We start from the raw sequence: 22844 nt of genomic DNA, 5'->3' as shown, positions 1-22844 counted from the left end.
AACCCTTCACCGGGGACTTTCTCTTGTTTAGTGCATATATTTCAGGGTCTCGCGGCAGGCATCGGCGATGGCGCGGTTGGCGGCGCAGCCGTAGCCGTTCTCATAGAAGGTGGCCACCTTCTCCATCGCCCACACGCTGCCGGCCTTGGCGGCGTGCTGGTACCATGCCAGCGCCAGCGGCAGGTTTGAACCGCGGGGGTCCATCTCGCAGCAGTAGCCGACGGCGGCGACACATTCGGCGTCGCCCTGCGCGGCGCCCGCGTAATAATATTTTACGGCCATCTGCCAGTCCTCCACAGGTTTTTTGCTGCTATTGCGGCGGAGGTAATTCAGGTACATATGCCCCATCTGCTTCAATTCCTCCAGCGAGGTATTCTGAACCAGCTGCATAACAAGGGAGGAATTGGCGGAAACAAGGGGCGTGTTCAGCTTCTCCGCTTTGCTTAGGGCTACCAGCTCGGCCGGCATGCAGCCGAAGTCGGAAATAGCGCCCCATAGGCCGCTATCGGAGTACAGGGCGTCCGGCAGATTGCGCTGTATGTGGCAGTATTCACTCAACTGGCAGGTTTCATTCAGTAAGTCGGAAGTATCGAAAAAAGGAATGGAATCATGGATGGAATCCTTGTAGAATTCCCGGTAAATGTAGTTCAGATTAAGGGCGTACTGTTCCCAAAATGCGGCCTGATGGAAGGACTGCGGCACACCGACGCCATATTTGTAGCACTTGGCAAGATAAGAGGAAGCCATGATCGCCTTGCCCACCGTAAATTTATCAATTTTAGTAAATTCGCCGCGTGATGCGCCGCGCGCAAATAGCTCAACCAGCAGAAGAAGGGTTTTGATATCATCGGCACAAAGAGTATTTTTGACGTGGTTGATGTCATTATCCAGCCTATGAAACAGAAAGGAGATGATCGTATCGAGCATACGAGTAAAAGAGGAAGCCTCGTCCGGGTAAAGCGGAGGCGCAGCCTTCTTCTTCGGGTAAAGCGACAGCTGGAGCTCCCGCAGACAAAAGTCATGATACCCGCATGCCGTGTACAGATCCTCTGCGTAGGAATCATAGTCCATGCCCTGCGGCTGGGGGCGCCCGGAAAGCTGCGCTACCAGGCTGCGGCAGATCACAAGGTTTTCGTAGTCATTAAAGTCGTGTACCATACACGCGTGCATATCGTCGGCAACATGTTCATTCACAGCTGCTCACTCCTTTTAATTTTTGTCCCCTGCAAAATCCGACATCCTGCAGCAGGCCTGCATGGCAAGCCAGCCCGTTACCATGATGGGATACAGGTAAGGATAATTCCCAAAGTAGGACATAATCAGCATAAGGCCGAGGGCAAAGCCGAGCTTGCCGGGAATACGCGCCATCTTGACCAGATAAAAATACACGGCGGCGCCGAGGGTGTTTTCCAGGTGACGGTATTTCTTGTAGGTCTGGGCGGCATGCACAGCATCCATCAGCAGCAGCCCGGCAAACACAAAAAAGCAGATCCAGGAAAGGGGATCGTAGACGAAACGGCAGATTCTTGTCAGCCAGAAATTGGGGTCTTTGGAAAGGCTTAGATACCAGTAAATAAGCGTCTGGGCAATGCCGGGCGCCAGCAGCGGCTGATAGCGGCGGTTCTTGAGGTCATGCGCGCAGCGGTCAATGAACATGTGGGCGATGGCATCGCGCTGACCGTCCTGGAGATTGACCAACATAAAGCAGTGGGAAGACCTTGCTCCGAGCATGCCGAAGACGAAGCTCCCAAAGAAAAAGAGAATGGTCCAGGTGATCTTGGTGTAGTAATAAATAATTTTCGTGAGCAGATCAAGCGCCTTTTTGGTTTTTCCGCCGTTGGTTCTGGTAAACTCGATGTCCTTCAGGAACGGCTGGCGGCTTGCATAGTCGATCTCCGGCAGCTCCTCCGGAGGATAGGCGCCTGTGGCATCGCACAAAAGCCCCTGCGCCAATTCCGCGCCGGGCATATCGGGGCAGAGATGCTCGTACACGCGCGGAAAGTCTGCGCCGATCTGGCTGGGGAAAATCGCCTGTACGTTGCGCGGGCGCTCCCACGGGCCGACCGGAAAAGGCGTGGCAACATCACCGTTCTCAAACGGGAACGGCAATCCCTCGCCGTAAGAGCAGCCGTGCGCCGCGCGGGATCTGCCGCCCTTGCCGCCGGACGTCCCCGGCCTGGATCTGTGCTCCTCAAGCCAGGGCTTGGCCTGATGAAACGCAATGTCGTACTCGTCGCGCGGATCGATCTTCCGGCCGATCTCCTCGGCAATTTCGTCCCGTACCTGCCGCATGTGGGCCAGGGCCGCCTGCTGTGCAGTGCAGCACAGATGCGCGGTCAGCCAGCAGACCAGGCAGGCCAGATTCAGAAAATCCTCGGTGTCCAGGTTTTCTTCATTGGGGCCGGCGTGCGCCGTGTAGTTGCGCAGCGCCATGTAGCTGTTCAGGGCGCTGTTGAAGGCGGAGGGAGAACAGTCTTTAATGGAGACCGCCTTGCAGCCGCCTGTCAGGTAGGTATTCAGCGTCCCATCCGTATACATGTACAGCATCCACTTGGCAACGCCGCTCGCGTCAAAGCTGCCGGTATCGATCTCCTTGTTGTCCGTGGCAATAATACTATTGGGAGCGTTTTTGCTGTTGTACTTTTTAATGTCGCTCCACCAGCGGCTTTCCTCTGAGAGCGCGGGCTCGTGTGCAATGATTTCTTCGATGGCCTTACAGCCGAAATTACGGAAGCCGCTCACAAAATCATCCCGCAGGATTTTGAAATTGTCAGTATCCCGTTTTTCCGCTTTCTTCTCGTCAAGATCCATAGTAGATAGACATTCTCCTTTTTTCCCAGAATCTCACCTTATCATACCACGGCAGGGGCAGGGGTTCAATTGTTCATAAAAGGAATAGGGCTTCGGCCCGGAGAAATTAAAGAAAAAAAATAAAAATTTCTTTAACTTTGCAAAAGCGTGCCCCTATTGCAGCTGTGTAAGGAAACAACAGCCGGAAACAGGAGGAAAAGAATATGTTTATCGAAAAAGATGATGTTGCAATGGATCTGATGACGGCGGGGGAGAGCGGCAGCGGCCTGGGAAGCATCCTTGATTTCTGCGCGGGCGCAGCCGCCCTTTTGCTGGGCTTTGTGATCGCGGCGGCGCTGCCGCCCGTCACACTGGCCGTTCTGCGCAAAAAGTATAATCAGGCGGACGGCACTCCTGACCGCAGCGCAAAGGAGATGCTGCACGCCCATAAAGGCGCGGCAAAGCTCTGCATGCTCCACAAGGCGGTTTTTGTCATTGCGGGGGCGCTGGTCTGGGGCATGGCCTTTGCCGAACAGGTGCTGCACCTGCTGGCGGAGGACACCCCCCTGTACAACACACTGGACGACATCTGGTCGGCGGCGGCCTTTGTGCTGGCGGCGACCGGCATGGTGCTGATGATCGGCGCCATAACCGCCGCAGAACGCGCAAAAAATGCAGAAGCCACAGATGGTCGTATTCAACGGCCATCAGATTTGCTATAATACAGACAACATCATGCCGCAGACAGGCGGCAGGAAAGGATGTATTATGAAACGTATCTATATCACCGCCATTCCGCTGGACAGCAACTTTTCCATTTCCCGGTACGCAGCGGAGCCGGCAAACTACCGCCCCCAAAAGCCGGTCAGACCGTACTATTATCCTATCACGCCGGTGATCGCTGACACAGCCCGCCAGGGGGATGAGATCAAGGTGATCGCTGTGCGGCAGAAAAACAGCCCCCACAGCGAGAATCTTGAAATTTTCCGCAGGGAGCTGGACGGGCTGGGGCTGCCCTGCGCCCTGACCGACCTGACAACGCCGGAAAACCAGCAGCGGGATGGGCTGCTGGCCCTGTTTGAAGCCCTGACAGGCGAGATGGAAAGCGATGCCTGCTACTATGCCGACGCCACCTTTGGCACCAAGACCTACCCGCTGGTTTTGTCCTCGGCGCTGCACTATGCCGAGAAAATTCTGGATGAAGTCGAGGTCTGCGGCATCTATTACCGGGAACTGACCCGCGAGGACGGAAAAGTTAAATCGGTGCAGCAGTACGACATCAGCGCACTGTTCACGCTGGACGGCATTGTAGATATGGCCGCCGAGGACGATCTGCCGGACAAGAAGAAATTTATCCGCATGATGCTGCACCCTGACCGGGAGGTGTGACTCGTGTCGGAAAACGCAAAGGACACCAAAAAGCAGGCCGCACTGCGGGAGCAGATCGAGCACCACCCTCTATGGAATTACCCGCCGGAGGAACGCCTGCAGCATGACCGCGAATGGCAGCAGCTGTATCTGCTGGTGTTCCAATTCAAAGAGTTCCTTTCCAAGATTGAGAACCGGCTGGAGCATACCGATACAAACGCCATGCTACAGGATGAGGATACCCTGCTGGATGCCCGCTACACCCGCCGTAGCAAACTGCGCACAAAGCTGGATACCCTAACATTTACCGAGTCGATGTGCAAGGCCGTCTCCAAATATGACGCCAATTCCGGCAAGCCGTTTTTGGCGTATTTTGATGCAATCTATGCCAACGCTATGCATGAATCTGTAAACAAACAATCCATGCGTGAGCAGGGCGATGTCCGCCTGACACGTGGAGAGGTGCGCCTTTGGAAGCGTCTTTGTGAACTGTGCGAAAAGCAGGGGATTGACCCGTCTGCGCTGTCGGCGGCCTTCTATGAGCGCGCCGCCGAGATTTTGGATGTGGATGTGGACTCCATAAAATCGCTTGTGCGCAATGCTACGGCTGCGCGGCGCACAGTCTCACTGAACCGCTCCGAAGACGATGAGAATGACAGCCCTGGGTTTGATATGGCCGACCCAAATCAGGAAAATATACAGGATCGCTTGGAGCGCACGACCGAAGCCATGCGCGCCATCGCTCTATTCGCCAGCAGGGATATAAAAGAATATCCGCGGCTTTTCTTTACTACCGATGTACTTGGCCCCATGTGTACCGCAAAGCCGGAGCTGCCGCCCGAGCAGTACTGTGCCCTGCTGGAAAAGCAGGAGAATCTGCTATGGGGTCAGATCTTTGTGAAGAGTTACATAGATTACCTGTTTGAACCGAACAAACCGAAATGCCTGCGGTTGCTGATGGACATTCCCCCGGCCCACCCGCTGCAGGACAGCAGCGTGGCCGCTTACCAGCATGTGACAGCGGCGGCTGTAAGCTACCAGCGCCGCCAGTATAGCGCCCTTTTAAAAAGAATACTGGAACAGATGCAAAAATAGAAAAGAGCAGAAAAAAAACAACGCTTTGCTGTTTGTAATCATAAGATGGTTTACACTTATTTTGTTCTTACATCTATACAGTAGGGCCGTTCAGGAGGAAAAGATTTTATTCTAAATAGTGACCTATGGCATTAGGTCATAATATTAGCGCTGCTTCCACAAAAGCGGCGAAACATACCGCAGCAACCCAGCACGCTCCAATGTTGGCAGCAGACCGCACAAAATACGGCGGTCTTTTTCAGCGATTTGTCCAGTGATGGAGAAATTTTCCGCAATCACCTGTACAGTGTGCAGCTGGGCATAATGCTGAAAATAGCGCTCACGGTCATCCTGAGGAATGGTATCCAGTTTTCGCTGTACGACACGCCGATAAAAAGGGGTGTCACCATTGTTTGGAATGCAGCAGTCATACAAGAACAGTTGCAGGCTATCCCGCAGCTGCGGCTGCACCGGAGAGGGAAAGAGTTGATTCTCAAAATAGGCAAACAATGTGTTCTCCATTGTGTTTCAAGCCTCCTTGTTCTGCTTTTCAGCCGCCTTTCGGGCAGCCAGGGTATTTAAAATTTTATTGGCTTCTCGCATGGCCTCGCGTCGCTGGTCAGATTCCGGAGATTCGGAAGCTTGATCGAGACAGGAACAGAACCGCTGGAATGTGCCTTGGCCAAGTGTCTCATCAAGTGCATCACGGATGTGACTTGTACCTTCATAGAAGTCCTCTCTGATGGAGGCGCTTCCCAGAATATCTGAAAGACTGGCAGCAGCTTCTGTGGCAAATGGGTAGATCCTCATTGCCTGCGCCATCGAAAGTTCTTCGGCGGAAAGCTTGTCCTCGGTAAGATACTGGGTAAGGCCCTCGTTTAAATTTTCGCCCTCATTGCGGTATAGCAGACGTTCACCATCGCGATCCACAATATACTCTTTGGTTCGCAAACCGACCTGGACTGTGTGCAGTGTGCTGTTGTGATGCTTTTCTACAATCTCGTTGTGGTAGGAAGCGACATGTTCATATTCGTGTATGGCCGTAAGACGCATAGTTGAAGGCAGGGCTTTAATGAGTTCTATTTCCGTTTTGCCGTGTTCATAATTATGCGAGCCGTAAACACCATCATTATTATAAGGAACAATAGAAATCGTTTCCTGATGCCCCTCAAGCCGGGCAAGACTGTCAGGCAGTAAATATGTACTGTCCTGCTCAAGGATCCTTGCAATAGCATCGTCACGAAGGTCCTCAGCCTCTTTCACTTCTGACAGCTCTAATGACGGTGCATTGATGTCTGTAATCTCAAAATCATCGCTTTCCCCTATACCAAAATCCTCCTCCAGTGCAGTGCTGCCACTTGGCAGGAGTTCACCGTCGCGATTGGAAAATTCCATGGAAGTCTCTATTCCCTCGAAGGTGTCCGAAAATGATGTGCCCTCGGGCTGCGCATCACGGGTTTCAGAACTGGTGTCATTGGTCTCAGAAAACTCATTCATTGTTTACTCCCTTCTTGCTGATACATCTGGTATGTCCTTGTAATGACGCGCGACTGTTGCTCCGGAACATCGGTGCGGCGCAACAGAAGTCCAAGAAGACAAAGGCGAACGCTTACGCTGGCCTTTACGCCGCATTTATCTAACAGACGGTCCATAGCGCTTGCAATGCATGCGCCATCCAGCGAACTGGCCGCTATGCAGGCAGATAACTCATAGAGCTCAGCGATTGATACCCGGTCAAGCAGCGGATCAACAATGTTTCTTCGGCAGCGCGTTCCACTGCTGCAGAGCAGACAGGCCGCACTGAAATCGTGATTTGTCACAGGCGGATCAATTTTCAAATGAATAAGACCTCGTTCTCCGCGGACTGCCAGCATTGACTCGCCCTCTTGTAAATTGAGAATTTCACGGCGTTGGCGCTCGTTCATATTCATGGAATCAGCCATTAGACTGCGGTCCTGTGCACCGTCCAGTGCATGAACCAGCTTGACGCGCGTCAGTGCCGGAATGCCCTCGGCCAATGCGCTCGGCCTCTGGTCGCTGATTAAGATACTGACACCAAAAGCACGTACTTCTGCTAAAAGCTTTTCCAGAAGGCGGTTATTGGATGCCGAAATCCCGGTTTCGTCTGATGTTTTAGAAAATGTTGTGTGAGCTTCCTCCACAACGACGATTTGCTTTAGTTCGTGGGTCTCCTCCTGCTGCATAAAGTACCGTTGCAATCGGAACAAAAGGACGGTGCTCAAAAATGCAGCGGTCTGCCCGGAGAAATCCGACATTTCTAGAACGACAGGGCCGCTCGTCAAATCTTTTGCCGTCAGACCAGTGCGCTGGCTGAAGAGCGCGGCAAATGTGCCTGTGCAGAGTTTGCGCAGACGCATTTTTGCAGCAGCAGTGATATTTTGTTTGACTTCTGGGCCGTACTGCCCATTTTTTTGCATCCAGACGTCAACATTAGCAAGAGACTCCTGTAACGTTGGCCATGGGCGGTGCGAGTCAAAATGCGCAATGTCGCTGCACCGCCAGCCCTTTTGAAGATAAGTATATTCCAAAACGCCTTCTAATACCTCCGGCAGCGGGTGCTCACCTCCGGAAGCCGCGCATAGGGCCGCTGTTACGGCGGTGATATGTTCAGAAACCGGGGTCATGATTTCCGGCTCCAAAGGATTGACACGAAGCGGTAGGCTATCTATGCCGGAACCATAGACTTTCAGCGATGGAACGACACTTTTTAGAGCGGCGTACTCTTTTTTTGCACCCTCTATGACAAGGAAGGAAACGCCCTTCTTGTACGCATCCAGCAGAAGCGTTTTGATTGTGGTTGTTTTGCCGCTGCCTGCACCGCCGGCCACCAGCATGTGCCCCAGCATGTTTTTCTGCGAAAGCATGACCGGTTCACTGGTTTCAATCGCAGTTCCAATCTTCATTGCAAGGCCGCTGCTGTGGAATGCTTCAACTGCCGGGAAGAGCTGCTCATCACTCTGACCTTCCAACCAGAAGCCAGGATAACTGCGCTGTGGCGGGGTGCAGGCAACTGCTGCATCCTGAAGAGTGTTCAGGCTAACAATGTGCAAGACCTTGTTCTGCTCCACCGCGGTGGGGATAGCCAACGGTCTGACAGTGGGAGACAAAGTGAACCAGCGCACCGGCTCAAAGGAAGCTTCTGTATTTTCAGACTGCATTGCACCAGTCAGCAGCGCCAGAAGCCGACGATACTGTTCTTGTGATGCTGCGCCAAATCGGATGGCTGTATAGGCAAACCCTGTTCCCTGGTTTTTACGGAGGTTATCTATTTCATTTTCCAGGCAGGTTACGGCCTGCGGAATGCTGCCGACCGGCCTTTGCACTACCCGCCGTGTAGAACTTCCGCTAACATAGTCTGCGGTGGCATAGGCGCGCAGCTGCCCCAAAAGTGCCGAATCCTTTTGTAAAAGCTGCTCTACATTTCTGTCCGACAACGGTAAGCTGAGCACAGCAATATAGATGTCCCTTAGGGCTGTGTCGGCCGCAACGGCGTCAGCCAGCCGTTCAGTATGCAGTGTGCCAACTAAAATACCGCTTATCTGGTACGTGGCCGGCGAAAAACATGGAACCAGCTCCATCCGACAGCCGGGCAGCAGTGAGGAAAAAGTGGGCGGCTGTGCACTGCCGTATAACAGAGAAAGATTGTTCTCAGCTTTTTGCAGGTAAAAAACCGCATCACTGCCGTTCAGGGCAGCGGTGCGAAGCCAATGCGCAGCGGCCTGCACGGGCAACTGCGCGTCTTTTTGCGGATCCTCGGTCAACCGCCAGCCACAAAGCTTGCTCCAACTGCGCACCTGCGGTTCGATGGCTTGTGTAGTGCCAAGGTTGCCTGCGTCAAGGCTGTCGAGATAGCGATTGTTCTTGCTTCGCAGAAGCTGATTGGCTGCCTGTGCGGCGCGTTGATAGTCTTCTCTGTACATATGTAAATTCCTTTCTACTCTATTATTTTCTGCGGGGTAGGCACGAACGTATGATAATGACAATTCCAATTAAACCCAGGATGCTGCCGCCAAACGCTGCTAGCAGTTGCCACACCAGCCCCAGCAGAGTAGCAACAGCCCCAAACACCAAAGAAACGATTGCGCCGGAGGTTACGAGCCTGATGCCAGTTACTGCGAGCCAAATGACCACCAAAGCTGCAATTAAACTGAATAACCGAATAAACAGTGCCGGGATTTGCAGCCCGGGCCGTACTAAACTTCCCGTTGTCTTGTTTATGATTTTTTTTGCAATGCGGCGATTTTTTGTGCCGGTACAATGAACTTCCAACTCATCACCGATGGAAAAGCGACCCAGAAAATCACCAAACGCGCAGATATCTATCACGCGGCCGGGAATATTATCTGGACTGATTTCCTCAAGTCTCAGGGTGTACGCCTGCGATTGGTGTGCGAACTGCCAGGGTTCGCCACAAAAAATTGCATTGCACCACTTATGAAATCCGCTGTAAAAGAGACTGCTATGATCGATCTCCAGCACGCTTCCACGTACTACCGTGTGCCCTAATACACCGGCCGTTACGAGTGGCAGAGCTGGGGGAGAAGCTGGAAAATCAAGTAGTTCATCTGCCGTGTGCATGCGGGAGTGGGCTGTATTTTCCACAGGAGTTAATTCAGACCCACAGAACGGACAGAGCTTCGTGTCATCTGAAAATGTTTGCTCGCATTCACAGTATGGATTATTACATTTTTTCATAGCGCTGCCTCCTAAATAATTATCATGATGCCATGATACCGGAACCCTTGAAAAAAAGCACGCAGGGTGAAGATATAAATCGTATGATCGTTTTATATCTTCACCCTGCGTGTTTTCTTCACCAGAATGTTTATACTGGATGATACCGGCCGGAAAAATTCGAAAAAGGAGTCCACTATGAAAAAGAACGAACTTGTCCCTGTTGGAAATGGTGAATCGTTTACCCGCTGCGGATGGATCCGCCTTGCACTTAAGACGTTGTTTGAAGACCCTCATGCATCGTTCTTTGTTGAGACGATTCCGCTGTGTGTTCAACTAAATCTTATTGTGCTGCTGCGGCTTGCCATTGTTGGAGCTTTTTCTTTAGAAATTCCGAGATTGTTTGCAGTGATTCTGGGTTTGTTCATTACAACACTTATTTACAGTACCAGTGTTGCCGCAAAATTATGGTTTCTATCACCGACAAGGCTTCAAAAAATCGGTGTCGTCATTATTCTCTGCGGCGGTTTATTCACGCAGATGAAAATGGTTTTGTTTGCTCCCAATATCCAAACCAGTATCATAAATGAATTCATTTCAACCGTGCCGCCGATGCTTTTTCAGTACCTCATGGTTGGCGCATTTATCGCGTATCTACGGATGTTATGGGAAGACCCGGACAGTATTCTGCACCACTTTATTGAGGATAAAGAAGATGAAAAATAGAAAGTTCTTTTTTCTCTCCACTTCCATAGTTTTCCCCAAAAATCTGCAGTAATATAAATACACCGCAGCGAAAAAAAAGAAACAGGAGGAATGAAAAATGATCAAGTATGTCAAAGAAAAAAGTGGGATTGAAAAGCCGGTTTGGGTTGATCCCCTCTTCCCTGCCTTCCGTGGCCTGCTGGATGCTGTACTCCGCAAAGTAAAGGTTCAGAGTAAAAGCAACCAGTGCGCAGGTGGTTTTATTGAGCGGACCACGCGCGAGGCCACTTTGTATGAGCAGGCAGCAACGACTTATCTACTAAAAACGCTTCATCCGATGAGCTTGGAACTGGAAGCTGCCCGTAAAAAAAGTGCTGCGCCCATGCCGGAACACCAGGCGGAAACAATTTCCACAACCGAAGAGGCCCGTAATGCGCGCCGCGCGGCTGAGCAGCAGGCGCAGGCTACCGCAGAAAAGGAAGCAGCAGAAGAAAAAGCCGCTGAGATGGAAAGCAGCATGCTGGAAATGATTGACCTGACAGATAACGAGGTAAAGGAGGTGCTGACCAAAATCAATATTATGCTATCCCGATACTGTAAGGGCACCAGTTTTCGCGTCATTGCTGAAGAAATCCCACGGTTAACCCCGCATGTGTTTAATGCACAGGCAATTGCGCGCCGCTATGGGCTAAATTACAGCACTGATGCAGCGTGAGTTTTTTCTCTCCACGCTGGTGGCGGGTTATCCGGAAGGGTGATAAATTTATACTTGTCAGCAGTCAAATCGCTTATCGCAAAAGGAGGTCGTTATCATGAATATCTTCGATAAATTGAAATTGCCGTTTGCCAAAAAAGTCAAACAAGTGCCAGTAAGCTGGGTCGAAGAGGGTCCGGAGCACTATTATGTGATCCATCATCTCTTGTTTGGATATAGCGACAGTACCAGTGTTCCGAACGGCTATGCAGATATCTTTTCGGATGCAGAGGTTCACGATGTGCTTGAAAAGGCACGTAAAGCTGTTTCGGATATGAATCTTAGTGTCTCAAGCGCTAAAGCGCTAGACAGGATCACCGAGCTAAAGGCCGCACGATTTTTCTATGAGAAGTTATTGGCTCGGCATAATGCCAACCTGCTGTCTGCATACAGGATTCATTCCGATGTACTACATCAGAAACGTGAAATGGAGTCCTTTCTCCAGCTGCGGCAACTCCAGTTGCGAGAAGTCGAAGAAGAAATTGACAAATTGACCAACCATTGAATGAAGGAGAGAATATTATGTACATTCCACACTACATCAACGCAGCGCTTCCTAAGACAATGAGCCGCACGCAGCAAGTACGACATACGGTCAAGAGCTTCCGTATTTTTTCTCTTCTTACTACGATAGCTGCGGTTATGTGTGACTGGACTCAGCTCAACTATTACACGCAGTTGAGCTTAAATGACACTTTCTGGGGAGGGGTATCTGTCAGTATTATCGTTGTTTTAGGGCTTGACGTATCCATGTTCTTTTTAGGAACTGTTCTGAACCAATACCGCAAGGCTACCGGTACCACAAAAGGCAACTTCCGCTTTATTGGGATTGGTTTGCTTGTCACATTTCTTATCGCATATGTTGTATATCTGCTAATGGCGATTCCTGTTTTGAGTCAACAGGCCAGTGATGGGGATGTTCCTTTCTATGGTCGGCTTCTTATCCCTATTGCGAGCAGCGCCCTTGCATTCTTTACGTCCGTGGGGTGGGATCCTAAGGGTGAACAAATTCAGCGCCTTCTCGATGAAAAACTTAAAATCAGTTCGGATATTGCAAGCGTAAAAAATACCATTGATAAAGTCAATCGCGACTTTGCTCAATTGGACATTATGGAGTTCGAAAATGTCGAAGCTGACCGCGTCTACAATTTATTGATGAGTAAGGTAAATGAAGCAACTAATGAGGCCAGAATTTACCTTGCTGAAGAATTGGGGACGTCTGAAGCCGCTAATGCGCTCTTGGCACAAGCTGGTTTGTCTGACAGTTTTTGGTCTACCGCCCGTCAAAAGATTTCTACTACGTCAAAGGCGCTGTTCCCTGCATGGGATCCGGCTGCGGACGGCAACCTCAACCCCGTCAAAGAAGTACCTGAAGCTTCTCCCACTGCGGATTCAAACTCCATGCCGGGCATTTCGCTTGATTTAACAGCCTGATAGCTTTCCCTGCACAAGTTTTCTCTCCGCTTTTATCGACTGTGATTTTGAATGGTGGTAGAGTGTATGTGTACTGAATGGGGAAACCAACGATAGGGGGATTTTTGATTATGAATGCTATTTCTTTTAAAAAATGGGTCTCTACTATTCTTCTGCTGGCCATCACGATTTCCCTTTGCGGCTGCAGCACCAACCGTACAGCGGCTAGTCAGGATGAACACCTCACAACTACAACGGCGTTTATTGTTCTGAACGGGGCGAACGTACCAGCGTTGAATAGTAGCGCTATTGCCTCGTTTGTGGATACTCCACAAGACGGTGACCGGAGTATTCTTATCGTGCCAGACGGCAATCCGTCAATCACAACATTTAGTTTTGACTCTACCGCCAAAAACGTGACTTATGCAACTGCAGAGTCCAAAAAATGGTACAAAGAAATCTGTACTTCAATCATCGATGCAAGGCCGGACGATGCCGACACAGATTTGCTCTCAGCGATTTTACTTGCGGCTAATGAGCTAAAGGCCTCTGATACACAGGCCCGTCACCTGATGCTCCTTTGTAATGGCTTGAATACGGCACCCATGTTAAACTTTGCCGAGACGCCTTTCTGGAGCGATGCTACCTCCATTGACGAGATCATCAGTCAGCTCCTAAAGCTTAATTACCTTTCGGCGGATCTTCTAGAAGATGTAGACGTCACTTGGGCATACTTAACCTCTACCAGCGGCCTTCAAAAAAGTTTATCTCCCTCCATGGAGAGCCGTCTTCTTTCTTTCTGGCAGGCATATTTCGATGCGTGTGGTGCAAAAAGCGTAGTCTTTAAAAAAGACATGTTAACGGGCCCTGCTGCTGCCGATGACGTTCCCCCCATCCAGGTGGTTAATGTGGAACCTGACGCGGTCGTCCTTCCCGATGCCTCTGCAGATGCAGCTAAGGCAGAGGAACCAACCCTGACCCTAGACACACAGACACTGGCATTTAACGCCGATAGTGCCGATTTTGCCAATCCGAGCGCTGCATGGCAAACCCTGGATGAAGCAGCTGCACAGCTTTGTGCAGCCAGTACCAACGACGGTCAATTTTTGATTGCCGGATCTGTTGCGGCAGTTGGAAGTAACGATTCGGATACGTCCATGCAGCTCTCAATTTCAAGAGCACAGGTGGTGCAAAGTGCTCTGATTGAAAGGGGAGTTCCGCAAGAAGCTATCTCTACAGTTTTAGGGTTATCAACCTTTCCTACGCCGCTAAGGTCGTACGATGAAGAGCAAAACCGAGCTGTGTATATCGTTGACACGTCAACAGCGCTTGCGCAGACACTACTGAGCATTGGAACCATTTCTTCCTAAAAATTCCATATTTTGTTTTGGATGGTGATTTGTGTGTGTGATTTTCCGTTTCATAGTAACAAATTGTTCAAGGGCAATTTAGTAAAACTCAAAATAAAAACAGGCGCTCCAAGAATGAGCTTTTCCCGTGTGACTGAAGAGCAAACACTGGAAATAAGCCGTGATGGCAGCGTTCGCTTTGAAAAATCTAATATTTTAGATACAGAAGAAACGAGAGAGCTTCTTTCTCCAGACGCAACGGCAAATATTTTTACTGCATTCAAAGATTTTTTTACAATGCACACATTGCCAGAGTGCCAGTGCTCAAACCGGCAGTGGTGGGGTATTACTCTTACCACAGACATTGGTGATATTTATTTTTACAATTCCAGTGACAGTGAGGTTTTTTCATCTTGTGGTCAAAACTTGATCCGCCTACTGCAAAAAAATCTGACGATAAACCATTAGCTGAACTATATCCCCTTTCAGCAAAAGAGTTTGCCAAACCTGTACTGCAAATGGCTGAAAAATTTCACTCTTTCAACACATTCGATTTGAAGCAAATCGGCTTTGGCAGACGCCGTCAGGTATCCGATTTGCCGAAGTGTCTTCAGGACCTTTGCTTATTTTTTTATAGTGAAATATCTGTGTATTGGTCCTTAGCTGTCACAGCAGAAAGTAATGCTGAACGCCAGTTAATCGCCAGAGCAGCAATTAAAAAGGCCTCAACGCTGGCTTATCTTCCTTGTCATGCTGATATTGATCTAAAGCTGCTGGACCTGATCCACATCGCATATACAGACGGCATACAAAAGAGTGATCTTTATCGTTATGATTCGCAGACGTTCAATATAATTATCTCTGGCGAAACTGGTGAGCTTCTATGCAAATATGATGAGTCTTGATATGTTTCTGCCATCAAGGTTTCAGACTTTCTCATAAAATAAACACATCAAAATGGAAATGAGGCCCCTATGCAATGAATTCTATGCCTAACCGATTGTCTGATTTACAGTTTCAGCAGGTCGGGAATTATGTTCGGGTATTTAATCCTCATAATGGTCGGCGGTATAAGTTGCCGCTAAAGCAGGCGCTGCTGTTGCTCTCTTTAGATGGGGAAAGCTGGCCTGGTGAAAACACTGGACTCAACTTGTCAAAAGAAGAATTGTTCAATGGATTGAAAAAGCTATACCGAAACGGTCTGCTGCAAAATGAGGTACAAAAGCCAACGTTTTTGCATGACGAGCCTGGGACGGCTTTGTTTTTGTTTCCCTGTCCAATTGGGCATAGTTTTCTTCCAATACTTTTTTATAAACTACTGCAGTGGCTGTGGTTTCCGCTTCTTGTTCTTACTGCTGTTGTGGTCACCATCAATGGTGGTTTGTCTTCCCTGCCCCCATTGAGTGGATACTCTGCCTTGCTGCCACCGGCCGCGCTTTTGTTTAATATAGTACTTCATGAGCTAAGCCATGCATGGGCAGGCTCCAGCTTCGGCATTCCTGCGGATGCCTTTGGTGTCGGGGTTTATCGTTTTCTTCCTTTCGGGGCAGCCTTTTTCTCACTTCTCCCTTATGCTACCGTCTCGGCTGATGTGGGAATAAGCGTTGCTGGACCGCTTGCCAATCTTTTTGCGGGATCTGTAGCATTGTTATTGGCAATTTCCTCACAGAGCAGTGACTCGCTGTATCTGGCAGTCTGCTCCTACACACTAGGTTGCATCAATTTATTGCCGATTCCCGGATTTGACGGTGTCTCCCTGCATGACATGTTCCCTCATCAACTCAAAATCGGATTTGGCACCGTGTTATGCGGCCTTGCTGCAAATTGGGCCGTCTTAGCTGTTGGGTATGCCCTCTGCTTCTTACCGTGGTGGGTTTCTTTTCTGATTGTTCTTGTACTAACTGTGATGGCAGCTCTACTGCTTCCCAGTCGCCACAGTGTCTGCTGGGCCCGGATGCTAAGCACATTCTGTCTGCTGCCTGTTATGATAAAATCTCTCGGCTTTGAATTGCTGGCTGTCAGCTTACCAACGGCCATTCTCAACATCGGATTTTGCTTACTTCTGTCGTACTTGACGGCTCCCGTTTTACTTGAACTAATTTTTGTTTCTTATTTGTATCAAAAGTAAGGTTATTGAAATAAGTATCAAATTTTATTGACAGATGCTAATCTGCACCGGTATAATGAAGTATCAAATCAGATGAACGTCAGAGGTGATACTGCCATGTCCGTGTTTGGGTACTGCCGTATTTCTACACCAAGCCAGAATATAGAGCGCCAGGTGCGCAACATTGCCGCCGCTTACCCCACAGCGCACATCATCCGTGAAATTTACACCGGCACAGCCTGCCAGGGCCGCAAAGAGCTGGACAAACTGCTGCACGCCGTGCAGCCGGGGGACACCATCGTGTTCGACAGTGTTTCCCGCATGAGCCGCAGCGCGGACGAGGGCTGCGCCCTGTACAGGGAGCTGTACAACCGCGGCGTGAACCTGTGTTTTTTGAAGGAACCACACATCAACACGGATACCTACAGGCAGGCCCTGCAGCGGCAGCCCGGCGCAGCGCCCCAGACCGGCAGCGATGCAACCGACCGTTTTGTCTGCGGCATCATGGATGCACTGAACCGCTACACTGCCGACCTTGCCGCCGAACAGATCTGCCTTGCCTTTGCCCAGGCGCAGAAAGAGGTTGACGACCTGCACCAGCGCACCCGCGAGGGGCTGATGACCGCCCGGCTGAACGGCAGGCAGATCGGGCAGCAGCCTGGCCGCAAACTGAACATAAAAAAATCTGCCCCCTGCAAGGAGCAGATCAAAAAATACAGCCGGGATTTCGGCGGGACCCTCACCGATGCCGAGTGCATCAAACTGATCGGCATTGCCCGCAATACCTATTACAAATATAAGCGGGAACTGCGGGAGATGGTATGACACCATACTATATGATCTTTGGGCGCGCCGTTTAGCTTTTCTCTGCCCCCTCTATTGTACAGATGCAGGGACAAATAAACATAAATCGGATACCGAATAAAAAGGAGCCGCAAACGGCTCCTTTTTATTTTTTTGTGCGCGGCAGATTTTTTTGAAATCGGTTTTAACATTGCAGAAAGCAGCCCCTATAGTAATGGTGTAAGAAAGATCAGGCAAGCCGGGCAAAACAACCGGCACAAAAACAAGGAGGAATCCAAAATGACTTGTACACATTGTGGTAAAGAGATTGACAACGATCTGGCGTTCTGCCCCTATTGCGGAAGCCGTACAGAGAACGGCGCGGCCGCAGCAGAAAAGCCCGCGAAAAAGAACCCCCGGAGGTTTGCACTTCCGGTTGCGGCCGCAGCGCTGCTGGCAGTCGTCGGCGTCGGGCTTGCCAACCGCAAGCCATCCATTGACCTGCAGCGCTATGTAACGATCACGGCGCATGGGTATGATACCCTTGGCACGCTGGACGTTGCGTTTGATACCGATAAACTGGAAGCAGACTATGGCAAGCGGATCGCGAGCAGCTTCAAAAAGGCGATGGATGCCCACAAGGAGAACACCTATGGCCTGAGCAGTCTTGCCGCCGACCTCTACAACGGCTCGGAGACGGAACTGTTTGTGGACTATTGCGCCGCGGGCAGCGCCGACAAGACGAGCCGACTGTCCAACGGCGATGTTGTCACCTACAGCTGGAACGAGAGCGAGGACGAGGCAGAGATGCTCTTCGGCGTCAGGGTAAAATACAGCGACATCGTCTACACGGTTTCCGGGCTGGAAAAGGTAAACACCTTTGATGCGTTCGATGGCGTGACGGTCGAGTTCAACGGTACTGCGCCGCATGGTACGGCCACCGTGAACAGTCTTCCCACTGCCGCAGCGGGAAGCTGCCTGCACTACAAACTGGATACTGCAGACGGCCTGCGCAATGGCGATACCGTGACCCTGACTGCCAGCAGCAGCCGGGAAGATTTCAGCGACTGCATTGAGAAATACGGCGCAATTCCGGCCAAGACTGAAAAGACGTTTACCGTCAGCGGTCTGGACGAGTACATCGCCGCGCCCGCGCAGCTGACCGATACAGTGCTGGACAACCTGAAGGCACAGGCGGAGGACACGTTCAAGGCTTATGCAGCAAACCACTGGGACGCCGACAGCGAGAGCCTGACCGGAATGGAGTATATGGGAAACTATATCCTGACCCCGAAAGAAGACAACACCTGGGGTAATCATAACATCGTGAGCCTTGTATATAAAATCAATGTACACAACCGCTACCAGAACTTTGCCGATGAGGGGTACGAGGGCGATAACACCTATTACTGGTATATCTCGTTCAAGAATGTCAGCGTGAACGGCAAAGGTACCGTTGCCAGCAGCCTGAACGACTACGAGACCGCTGCGGAACGCGTCACCTTCGATTCCGGCCTGCGGCAGTACGCCTTCAGCGATTCCACAATGAAGTGGTTCTATTACGGGTATGCTTCCCTTGATGATCTATACAGCGCGGCTGTCACCAGAAACATCGAGAAGTATAACCATCAGGATAATGTAAACGCATAAGGCGGCGCATGGAGCCCCTTACCATACCGCGTTATCTTTATCATATAACGGTTTACCTGTTTATAACATGAACGGGCAAACCGTTATTTTTTTCATCTTCTGTTACAGCAAAGCAGGGAATCCAACCTGATTGTTGAATCAAGCGGGATTCCCTGCTCATGATTTCTCTTTTTACAGCGCCTCACTTATTTTTCTGGGGCAATTCATTGAGATATTATGACATGATGTCATAATATCTTTTACAAATCATCGATACAACGCATGGCTGCTTACCCCATCAGCGCTCCGAAATCCGGGGTGTAGGTCAAATCCTGCGCCAGATCCGGCTCGCGCAGGAACATCATCATATAGATGGGATAATAGGTGATCTTGTCTTTTACGCTCACATTTCCGCCGTGGAAGACAACCGCAGCCGGAATGTGGTAGTCCGGGTTTGCCATCACGCCAGACAGGGCATTGTGCCGCGTGTAGTCCTTGCCGCTCTTGATCTCAATGGGCAGCACATTGCCCTCGTGCTCAATGACAAAGTCCAGTTCCCCCTGCTTTTTGCTGTTGAAGTAATACAGCGCATCGGGAACATTTCCAGAACATCCAGATAGCCGACCGGCGCACTGCGAATGTCCTTGAGTTCCACTCCCAACAGCGAACCGCTTAAAATATAGCGGTAGCTGCCCTCTTCCACCAAAAATTTTATGGCAGTTACGATCTCTTTGCACTCCTGCACTTCGTCCAAAAAATCAACGTCTTGCCGGGCACAAGATTCTTCCCCGCCAAGGCCGAGAGCCGCAGCAGAAAATCGCTGCTGTCGGAAGCCGTTTCAAACAGCTTCCGCGCGGCGGTGTTTTCCAAAAAATTCAGTTCTACAAAATTTGGAAAGGCTTCCCGCCCCAACTGGCGGATCAATGTTGTTTTGCCGACTTGCCGCGCCCCGGTGACAAGTAGCTCCTTGCGCGTGCTGCCCTGCAAAAAGGCCTGTATCTTTTTCGCAGCGGTGCGCCACAGAATCCTGCAGTCGCTGGTTTGCATGGCAGATATCCCCCTGAGTGAAATATATTGTCCTGTTCTACAAGTCTATTATACTATATTTTGTCATTTTGTCCGATTATGCAACATTTCAAATCGTATTTTTGTCCGCTTTTCCATTTTTTCTTGCTGTAAAATCGTGAATTGCCATATTGTGCATTGTTGTACATGCGATTGTCCGCCACACATCCCTCCTGCTTATGGTTTCCGTTGTAAAAACATAGAGATATTATGACATGATGTCATAATATCTCTATGGAAATCACTTGTCTTCGTAAAATCAATCGCAATTTTCCTCCTGCGGGCGGAAGTCCTTCATAAACCGTTTGAGCAGGAAAGCGCAGAAATAGGGGAACGTATAAAAATGTTCTTCATGCCCAATATTGCCGGCAGAAAGCTTGAATCCGTACCGGATATCCTCGTATTTGTCCGATGCAATCAATGTGCGCATGGATTTTGCCTGCCCGTTTTTGGCTTTCACTTCCAGCGGAATCAGTGAGGACGACGAGCGGATGAAGAAGTCTTCCTCCAATGTAGAATCCGACCGCTTATAATAGTAGAGCTTATACCCCTGTTTTACCAGAGCCTCGCCGACCATGTTTTCATAGAGCGCGCCCTTGTAGACGCCAAGATTTTTGTTGGCGCGCAGATCCTCCTGTGATTCTTCATCCAGCATCGAGACGAGCAACCCGGTATCGGCAAAATAGAGCTTGAATACATCCGGGTCATAGTTCCCGCCCAATGGAAGCTCCGGAAATTCCAGACAGTAACAGATGTTTACCATCCCGGCATCGGCCAGCCACTCGGCGCAGCCACGGTAATCCCGGAATCTTGCGCCGGTGGCAACCTTGGATATCTGGAACTTTTTGTTTTCCCTAGCCAACTGCGGGGCGATGCGGTTGAATACATTCAGTATGCGCGTCTGGTCAAGCCCCTGTGCATACTTGCGGATATCTTCCTTATAGTCCGCAATCAGCTGTCTCTGGGTGTCCAGAGAACCTTCAAAGGTGTTTTTTGCGATGTACTCGGTCACGACAGCCGGCATGCCGCCGAGAATGCAAAAATCCAAAAACAGCGAATGGTAAACCTGCATCTCCAGTTCGTTGAATGGGCGCAGTTCCCGCATATGCCGAAGCATATCTTCAATCGTTGTTCCCTCATAGCCCTTTGCCCACAAAAATTCCTCAAAGTCCATCGAGAACATATCGTAATCTTTTTTATAGCCGACACTGTTGCTTTCGATTTTTTTATAATTCACGCCCAGCATGGAGCCGCTGCAGATCACATCGAACCGACCGTCCTCATAGAAAAACTTGAGGGACGTTGCAATTTCCGGAAATTCTGTAATTTCATCAAAAAACAGCAGCGTTTTGTGCGGAATAAATTTCCTGGATGGGTCAATCAGCGATATATTTTTGATAACAGAGGCTGCCTCATAGCCGTCTGCAAGGACGCCTTTATATTTTTCATCCCGGACAAAATTGATCTCCACAACACTTTCATAGGTTTCTGCGGCAAACTTCCGGATGGACTCGGTTTTTCCAACCTGACGGCTCCCTTTGATGATAAGCGGTTTTCTGGCCGGGTCTGCCTTCCATTCACGAAGAAACGTGTCTACTTTTCTTTTCAGATACACGGTATATTTCCCCCGCTCTTTTTTTCGTATACACTCAGTATACACATTTTCAAAGTGAAATTCAATATAATTTGCACAAATCATGAGCCACTTTCCCGGTATTTCTCACATTTTCCATGCAAAAAAGAGAAATATTATGTCATGATGACATAATATCTCCCCGGTTTTTATCGTATGATGTTTCTTCCGGTGCGCGGGGCTGCTTTGGCAGCGCCGTCCCGGAACAGTTCTTTCTCCGGCTCGTAGTCCAGGGGGATGCTCTCCCCCGTCGCGCCGAAGCGGTTTTTTAAGATAGTCAGCACCAAATGACGCGGGCCGGTTTTGATTTCCTTGTCTGCATCTGTGCGGTATTTGAGTACCAACAGCAAGTCCGCGCTGTACTCCACGCTGCCGGACTCTTTAAAGGCCGACATACCCGGCTCGGCGCTGCCGGGGCGGTAGGCCTCACGGTTCAGGCTGGACGCTGCAATAACCGGCATATCGTACCGTCGGGCTAACTGCTTGAGCATGGCGACGGCGGCGTCGGCGGTCTGCTTCTCGGTCATGCCCGCGCGCCCCGCGGCGACAAGCTGCAAATAATCCAGGAACAGCACCGGGCTTTCGTGCTGCGCACAGAAAGCCGACACCTTTTCATCCAAAAAAGCCGGGGTAAGCGGGGCGTCCGGCTCGCACAACTCCACCCTGCCGCCGGTCTTTTTCCGATAGGTGGAAATCAGACCGCGCACTTTTTCTTCCGGCAGCTTGCCGTCCAGCAAGGAACGCGCACGCGCTTTCGTGCCGCGCACAGCGCTTTTGGCGATCAGCTCCATGCGGGACATCTCAATTGTAATAAACAGCACATTTCTCCCCGCTGCGGCCAGCGTATCGGCCATTTGCAGCATCAGGGACGTTTTGCCCATGCTGGAAACGGCACCCAGCACGGTCAAACCGGCGTGCAGGCCGCCGTCCAGCGCCTTGTCCAATCCGGCGATACCTGTAGACATCACCGCAGCGCCCCCACGGCGGCCCAGATACGCGAGGAACTCGTCCTCCAAGGTCGGTTGCTGCTGTACCTCCTGCGCCGTTGCAGCGGCCTCACAGGCGGCTTGCAGCGCATCCCTGTCTTGCACTAATGCTTCGTTCACATCCTTGCAGTCCCCCGGCAAAGCCAGCGCCGCGCACCCAATCCCGCGCGTCGTCAGCTGCTCCCGCAGCTTCCCGTTCATCCCCTGCCCTGCCGCGTCGGAATCCCCGGCAAGAATCACCCTCTCCGGCTTTGCTTCCCGCGCGTCCAAGGCCTGCATCAACCGCCCGGTGTTCGCCGCACCGCAGAGCGCTACAGCCGGGAATCCCAGTTCCTCTAAGGAAAGGGCATCAAAAATACCCTCCGTCACAAACAGTGCTTTCCCTGCCGCACGTTCCATAGCCGCACTGTTCCACAGCTGCATCGCCCCGCGGCTGTTCTGGTAGCGCGGTTCAACAGCCGGGTCAATGGCGCGGCGGCAAACGCTGCGGCAG

General features: G+C 50.7%; 24 protein-coding genes. 13 read left to right on the top strand and 11 right to left on the bottom strand.

The features are described 5' to 3' along the window. Window positions 1–27 precede the first annotated feature (27 nt). Window positions 28–1194 (bottom strand): tetratricopeptide repeat protein, encoded by a 1167-nt coding sequence (locus C4885_RS08865; protein WP_113999979.1) that lies wholly within the window; start codon window positions 1192–1194, stop codon window positions 28–30. Window positions 1195–1209: 15 nt separating this feature from the next. Continuing rightward, window positions 1210–2811 (bottom strand): hypothetical protein, encoded by a 1602-nt coding sequence (locus C4885_RS08860; protein WP_113999978.1) that lies wholly within the window; start codon window positions 2809–2811, stop codon window positions 1210–1212. A 203-nt stretch (window positions 2812–3014) separates the two neighbouring features. On the opposite strand from C4885_RS08860, the gene C4885_RS08855 reads away from it, so the two are divergent. Genes C4885_RS08855 through C4885_RS08845 form a run of 3 tightly spaced genes read left to right on the top strand, consistent with a single transcriptional unit; the run spans window position 3015 to window position 5253 of the window. Beyond that, the gene (locus tag C4885_RS08855; RefSeq protein ID WP_113999977.1) at window positions 3015–3512 is read left to right on the top strand and encodes a hypothetical protein; all 498 of its coding nucleotides are present in this window, start codon (window positions 3015–3017) and stop codon (window positions 3510–3512) included. A gap of 46 nt (window positions 3513–3558) precedes the next feature. Then, complete coding sequence (locus C4885_RS08850; RefSeq protein ID WP_113999976.1) at window positions 3559–4179, top strand: TM1812 family CRISPR-associated protein; 621 nt, start codon at window positions 3559–3561, stop codon at window positions 4177–4179. 3 nt (window positions 4180–4182) lie between these two features. Then, window positions 4183–5253: a hypothetical protein gene (locus C4885_RS08845; protein ID WP_113999975.1), complete on the top strand. Its 1071-nt coding sequence runs from the start codon at window positions 4183–4185 to the stop codon at window positions 5251–5253. Window positions 5254–5397: 144 nt separating this feature from the next. Here C4885_RS08845 and C4885_RS08840 read toward each other — a convergent pair whose 3' ends face one another. From C4885_RS08840 to C4885_RS08825, 4 genes are read right to left on the bottom strand one after another with little or no spacing between them, the layout of a single operon-like run. Then, on the bottom strand, window positions 5398–5754 hold the full coding sequence (locus tag C4885_RS08840) for a hypothetical protein (protein ID WP_113999974.1): 357 nt from the start codon (window positions 5752–5754) through the stop codon (window positions 5398–5400). Window positions 5755–5760: 6 nt separating this feature from the next. Next, the gene (locus C4885_RS08835; RefSeq protein ID WP_113999973.1) at window positions 5761–6729 is read right to left on the bottom strand and encodes a hypothetical protein; all 969 of its coding nucleotides are present in this window, start codon (window positions 6727–6729) and stop codon (window positions 5761–5763) included. Continuing rightward, entirely contained in the window at window positions 6726–9173 is a 2448-nt protein-coding gene (locus tag C4885_RS08830; RefSeq protein ID WP_113999972.1) for an ATP-binding protein, read from the bottom strand. Before C4885_RS08830 ends, C4885_RS08835 begins: the two co-directional genes overlap by 4 nt. A 22-nt stretch (window positions 9174–9195) precedes the next feature. Beyond that, window positions 9196–9948 (bottom strand): hypothetical protein, encoded by a 753-nt coding sequence (locus C4885_RS08825; RefSeq protein WP_113999971.1) that lies wholly within the window; start codon window positions 9946–9948, stop codon window positions 9196–9198. Window positions 9949–10125: 177 nt separating this feature from the next. Between C4885_RS08825 and C4885_RS08820 the strand changes: the two genes are divergently transcribed. From C4885_RS08820 to C4885_RS08780, 10 genes are all read left to right on the top strand, one after another. Then, window positions 10126–10653, top strand: coding sequence for a hypothetical protein (locus C4885_RS08820; RefSeq protein WP_113999970.1), 528 nt, complete (start codon window positions 10126–10128; stop codon window positions 10651–10653). 97 nt (window positions 10654–10750) lie between these two features. Continuing rightward, the gene (locus C4885_RS08815) at window positions 10751–11347 is read left to right on the top strand and encodes a hypothetical protein (protein WP_113999969.1); all 597 of its coding nucleotides are present in this window, start codon (window positions 10751–10753) and stop codon (window positions 11345–11347) included. 97 nt (window positions 11348–11444) lie between these two features. After that, window positions 11445–11891, top strand: coding sequence for a hypothetical protein (locus C4885_RS08810; protein WP_113999968.1), 447 nt, complete (start codon window positions 11445–11447; stop codon window positions 11889–11891). 17 nt (window positions 11892–11908) lie between these two features. Beyond that, window positions 11909–12820 carry a hypothetical protein gene (locus C4885_RS08805; protein WP_113999967.1) on the top strand — a complete coding sequence of 304 codons (912 nt, stop codon included), beginning with the start codon at window positions 11909–11911 and terminating at the stop codon, window positions 12818–12820. A gap of 110 nt (window positions 12821–12930) precedes the next feature. Continuing rightward, window positions 12931–14169: an OmpA family protein gene (locus tag C4885_RS08800; RefSeq protein ID WP_158538850.1), complete on the top strand. Its 1239-nt coding sequence runs from the start codon at window positions 12931–12933 to the stop codon at window positions 14167–14169. Window positions 14170–14283: 114 nt separating this feature from the next. Further along, window positions 14284–14616, top strand: coding sequence for a hypothetical protein (locus C4885_RS16295; RefSeq protein ID WP_147237814.1), 333 nt, complete (start codon window positions 14284–14286; stop codon window positions 14614–14616). Next, window positions 14562–15053 carry a hypothetical protein gene (locus C4885_RS08795; protein ID WP_147237812.1) on the top strand — a complete coding sequence of 164 codons (492 nt, stop codon included), beginning with the start codon at window positions 14562–14564 and terminating at the stop codon, window positions 15051–15053. Before C4885_RS16295 ends, C4885_RS08795 begins: the two co-directional genes overlap by 55 nt. Before the next feature lie 74 nt (window positions 15054–15127). Further along, window positions 15128–16276, top strand: a complete 1149-nt coding sequence (locus tag C4885_RS08790) for a site-2 protease family protein (protein WP_113999964.1) — start codon at window positions 15128–15130, stop codon at window positions 16274–16276. Window positions 16277–16348: 72 nt separating this feature from the next. Next, the gene (locus C4885_RS08785; RefSeq protein WP_242979522.1) at window positions 16349–17080 is read left to right on the top strand and encodes a recombinase family protein; all 732 of its coding nucleotides are present in this window, start codon (window positions 16349–16351) and stop codon (window positions 17078–17080) included. Between the two features lie 258 nt (window positions 17081–17338). Then, on the top strand, window positions 17339–18688 hold the full coding sequence (locus C4885_RS08780; protein WP_147237810.1) for a zinc ribbon domain-containing protein: 1350 nt from the start codon (window positions 17339–17341) through the stop codon (window positions 18686–18688). A gap of 269 nt (window positions 18689–18957) precedes the next feature. On the opposite strand, the gene C4885_RS17035 is transcribed toward C4885_RS08780, so the two are convergent. From C4885_RS17035 to C4885_RS08765, 5 genes are all read right to left on the bottom strand, one after another. Beyond that, window positions 18958–19221, bottom strand: a complete 264-nt coding sequence (locus C4885_RS17035) for a hypothetical protein (protein ID WP_242979524.1) — start codon at window positions 19219–19221, stop codon at window positions 18958–18960. Further along, entirely contained in the window at window positions 19128–19412 is a 285-nt protein-coding gene (locus C4885_RS17200; RefSeq protein WP_256359663.1) for an AAA family ATPase, read from the bottom strand. The genes C4885_RS17035 and C4885_RS17200 overlap by 94 nt, the downstream gene beginning before the upstream one ends. Continuing rightward, on the bottom strand, window positions 19388–19714 hold the full coding sequence (locus tag C4885_RS17195; RefSeq protein WP_256359662.1) for an AAA family ATPase: 327 nt from the start codon (window positions 19712–19714) through the stop codon (window positions 19388–19390). Before C4885_RS17195 ends, C4885_RS17200 begins: the two co-directional genes overlap by 25 nt. 277 nt (window positions 19715–19991) lie before the next feature. After that, window positions 19992–21347 carry an ATP-binding protein gene (locus C4885_RS08770; protein ID WP_113999985.1) on the bottom strand — a complete coding sequence of 452 codons (1356 nt, stop codon included), beginning with the start codon at window positions 21345–21347 and terminating at the stop codon, window positions 19992–19994. 167 nt (window positions 21348–21514) lie between these two features. Then, window positions 21515–22844: DnaB-like helicase C-terminal domain-containing protein (locus C4885_RS08765; RefSeq protein ID WP_113999961.1), on the bottom strand; the 1330-nt coding region annotated here is incomplete at its 5' end.

This window comes from Subdoligranulum sp. APC924/74, assembly GCF_003324125.1.
GTDB classification, from domain to species: Bacteria; Bacillota; Clostridia; order Oscillospirales; family Ruminococcaceae; genus Gemmiger; species Gemmiger qucibialis.
This window is presented reverse-complemented; position numbering and strand designations above follow the sequence as displayed.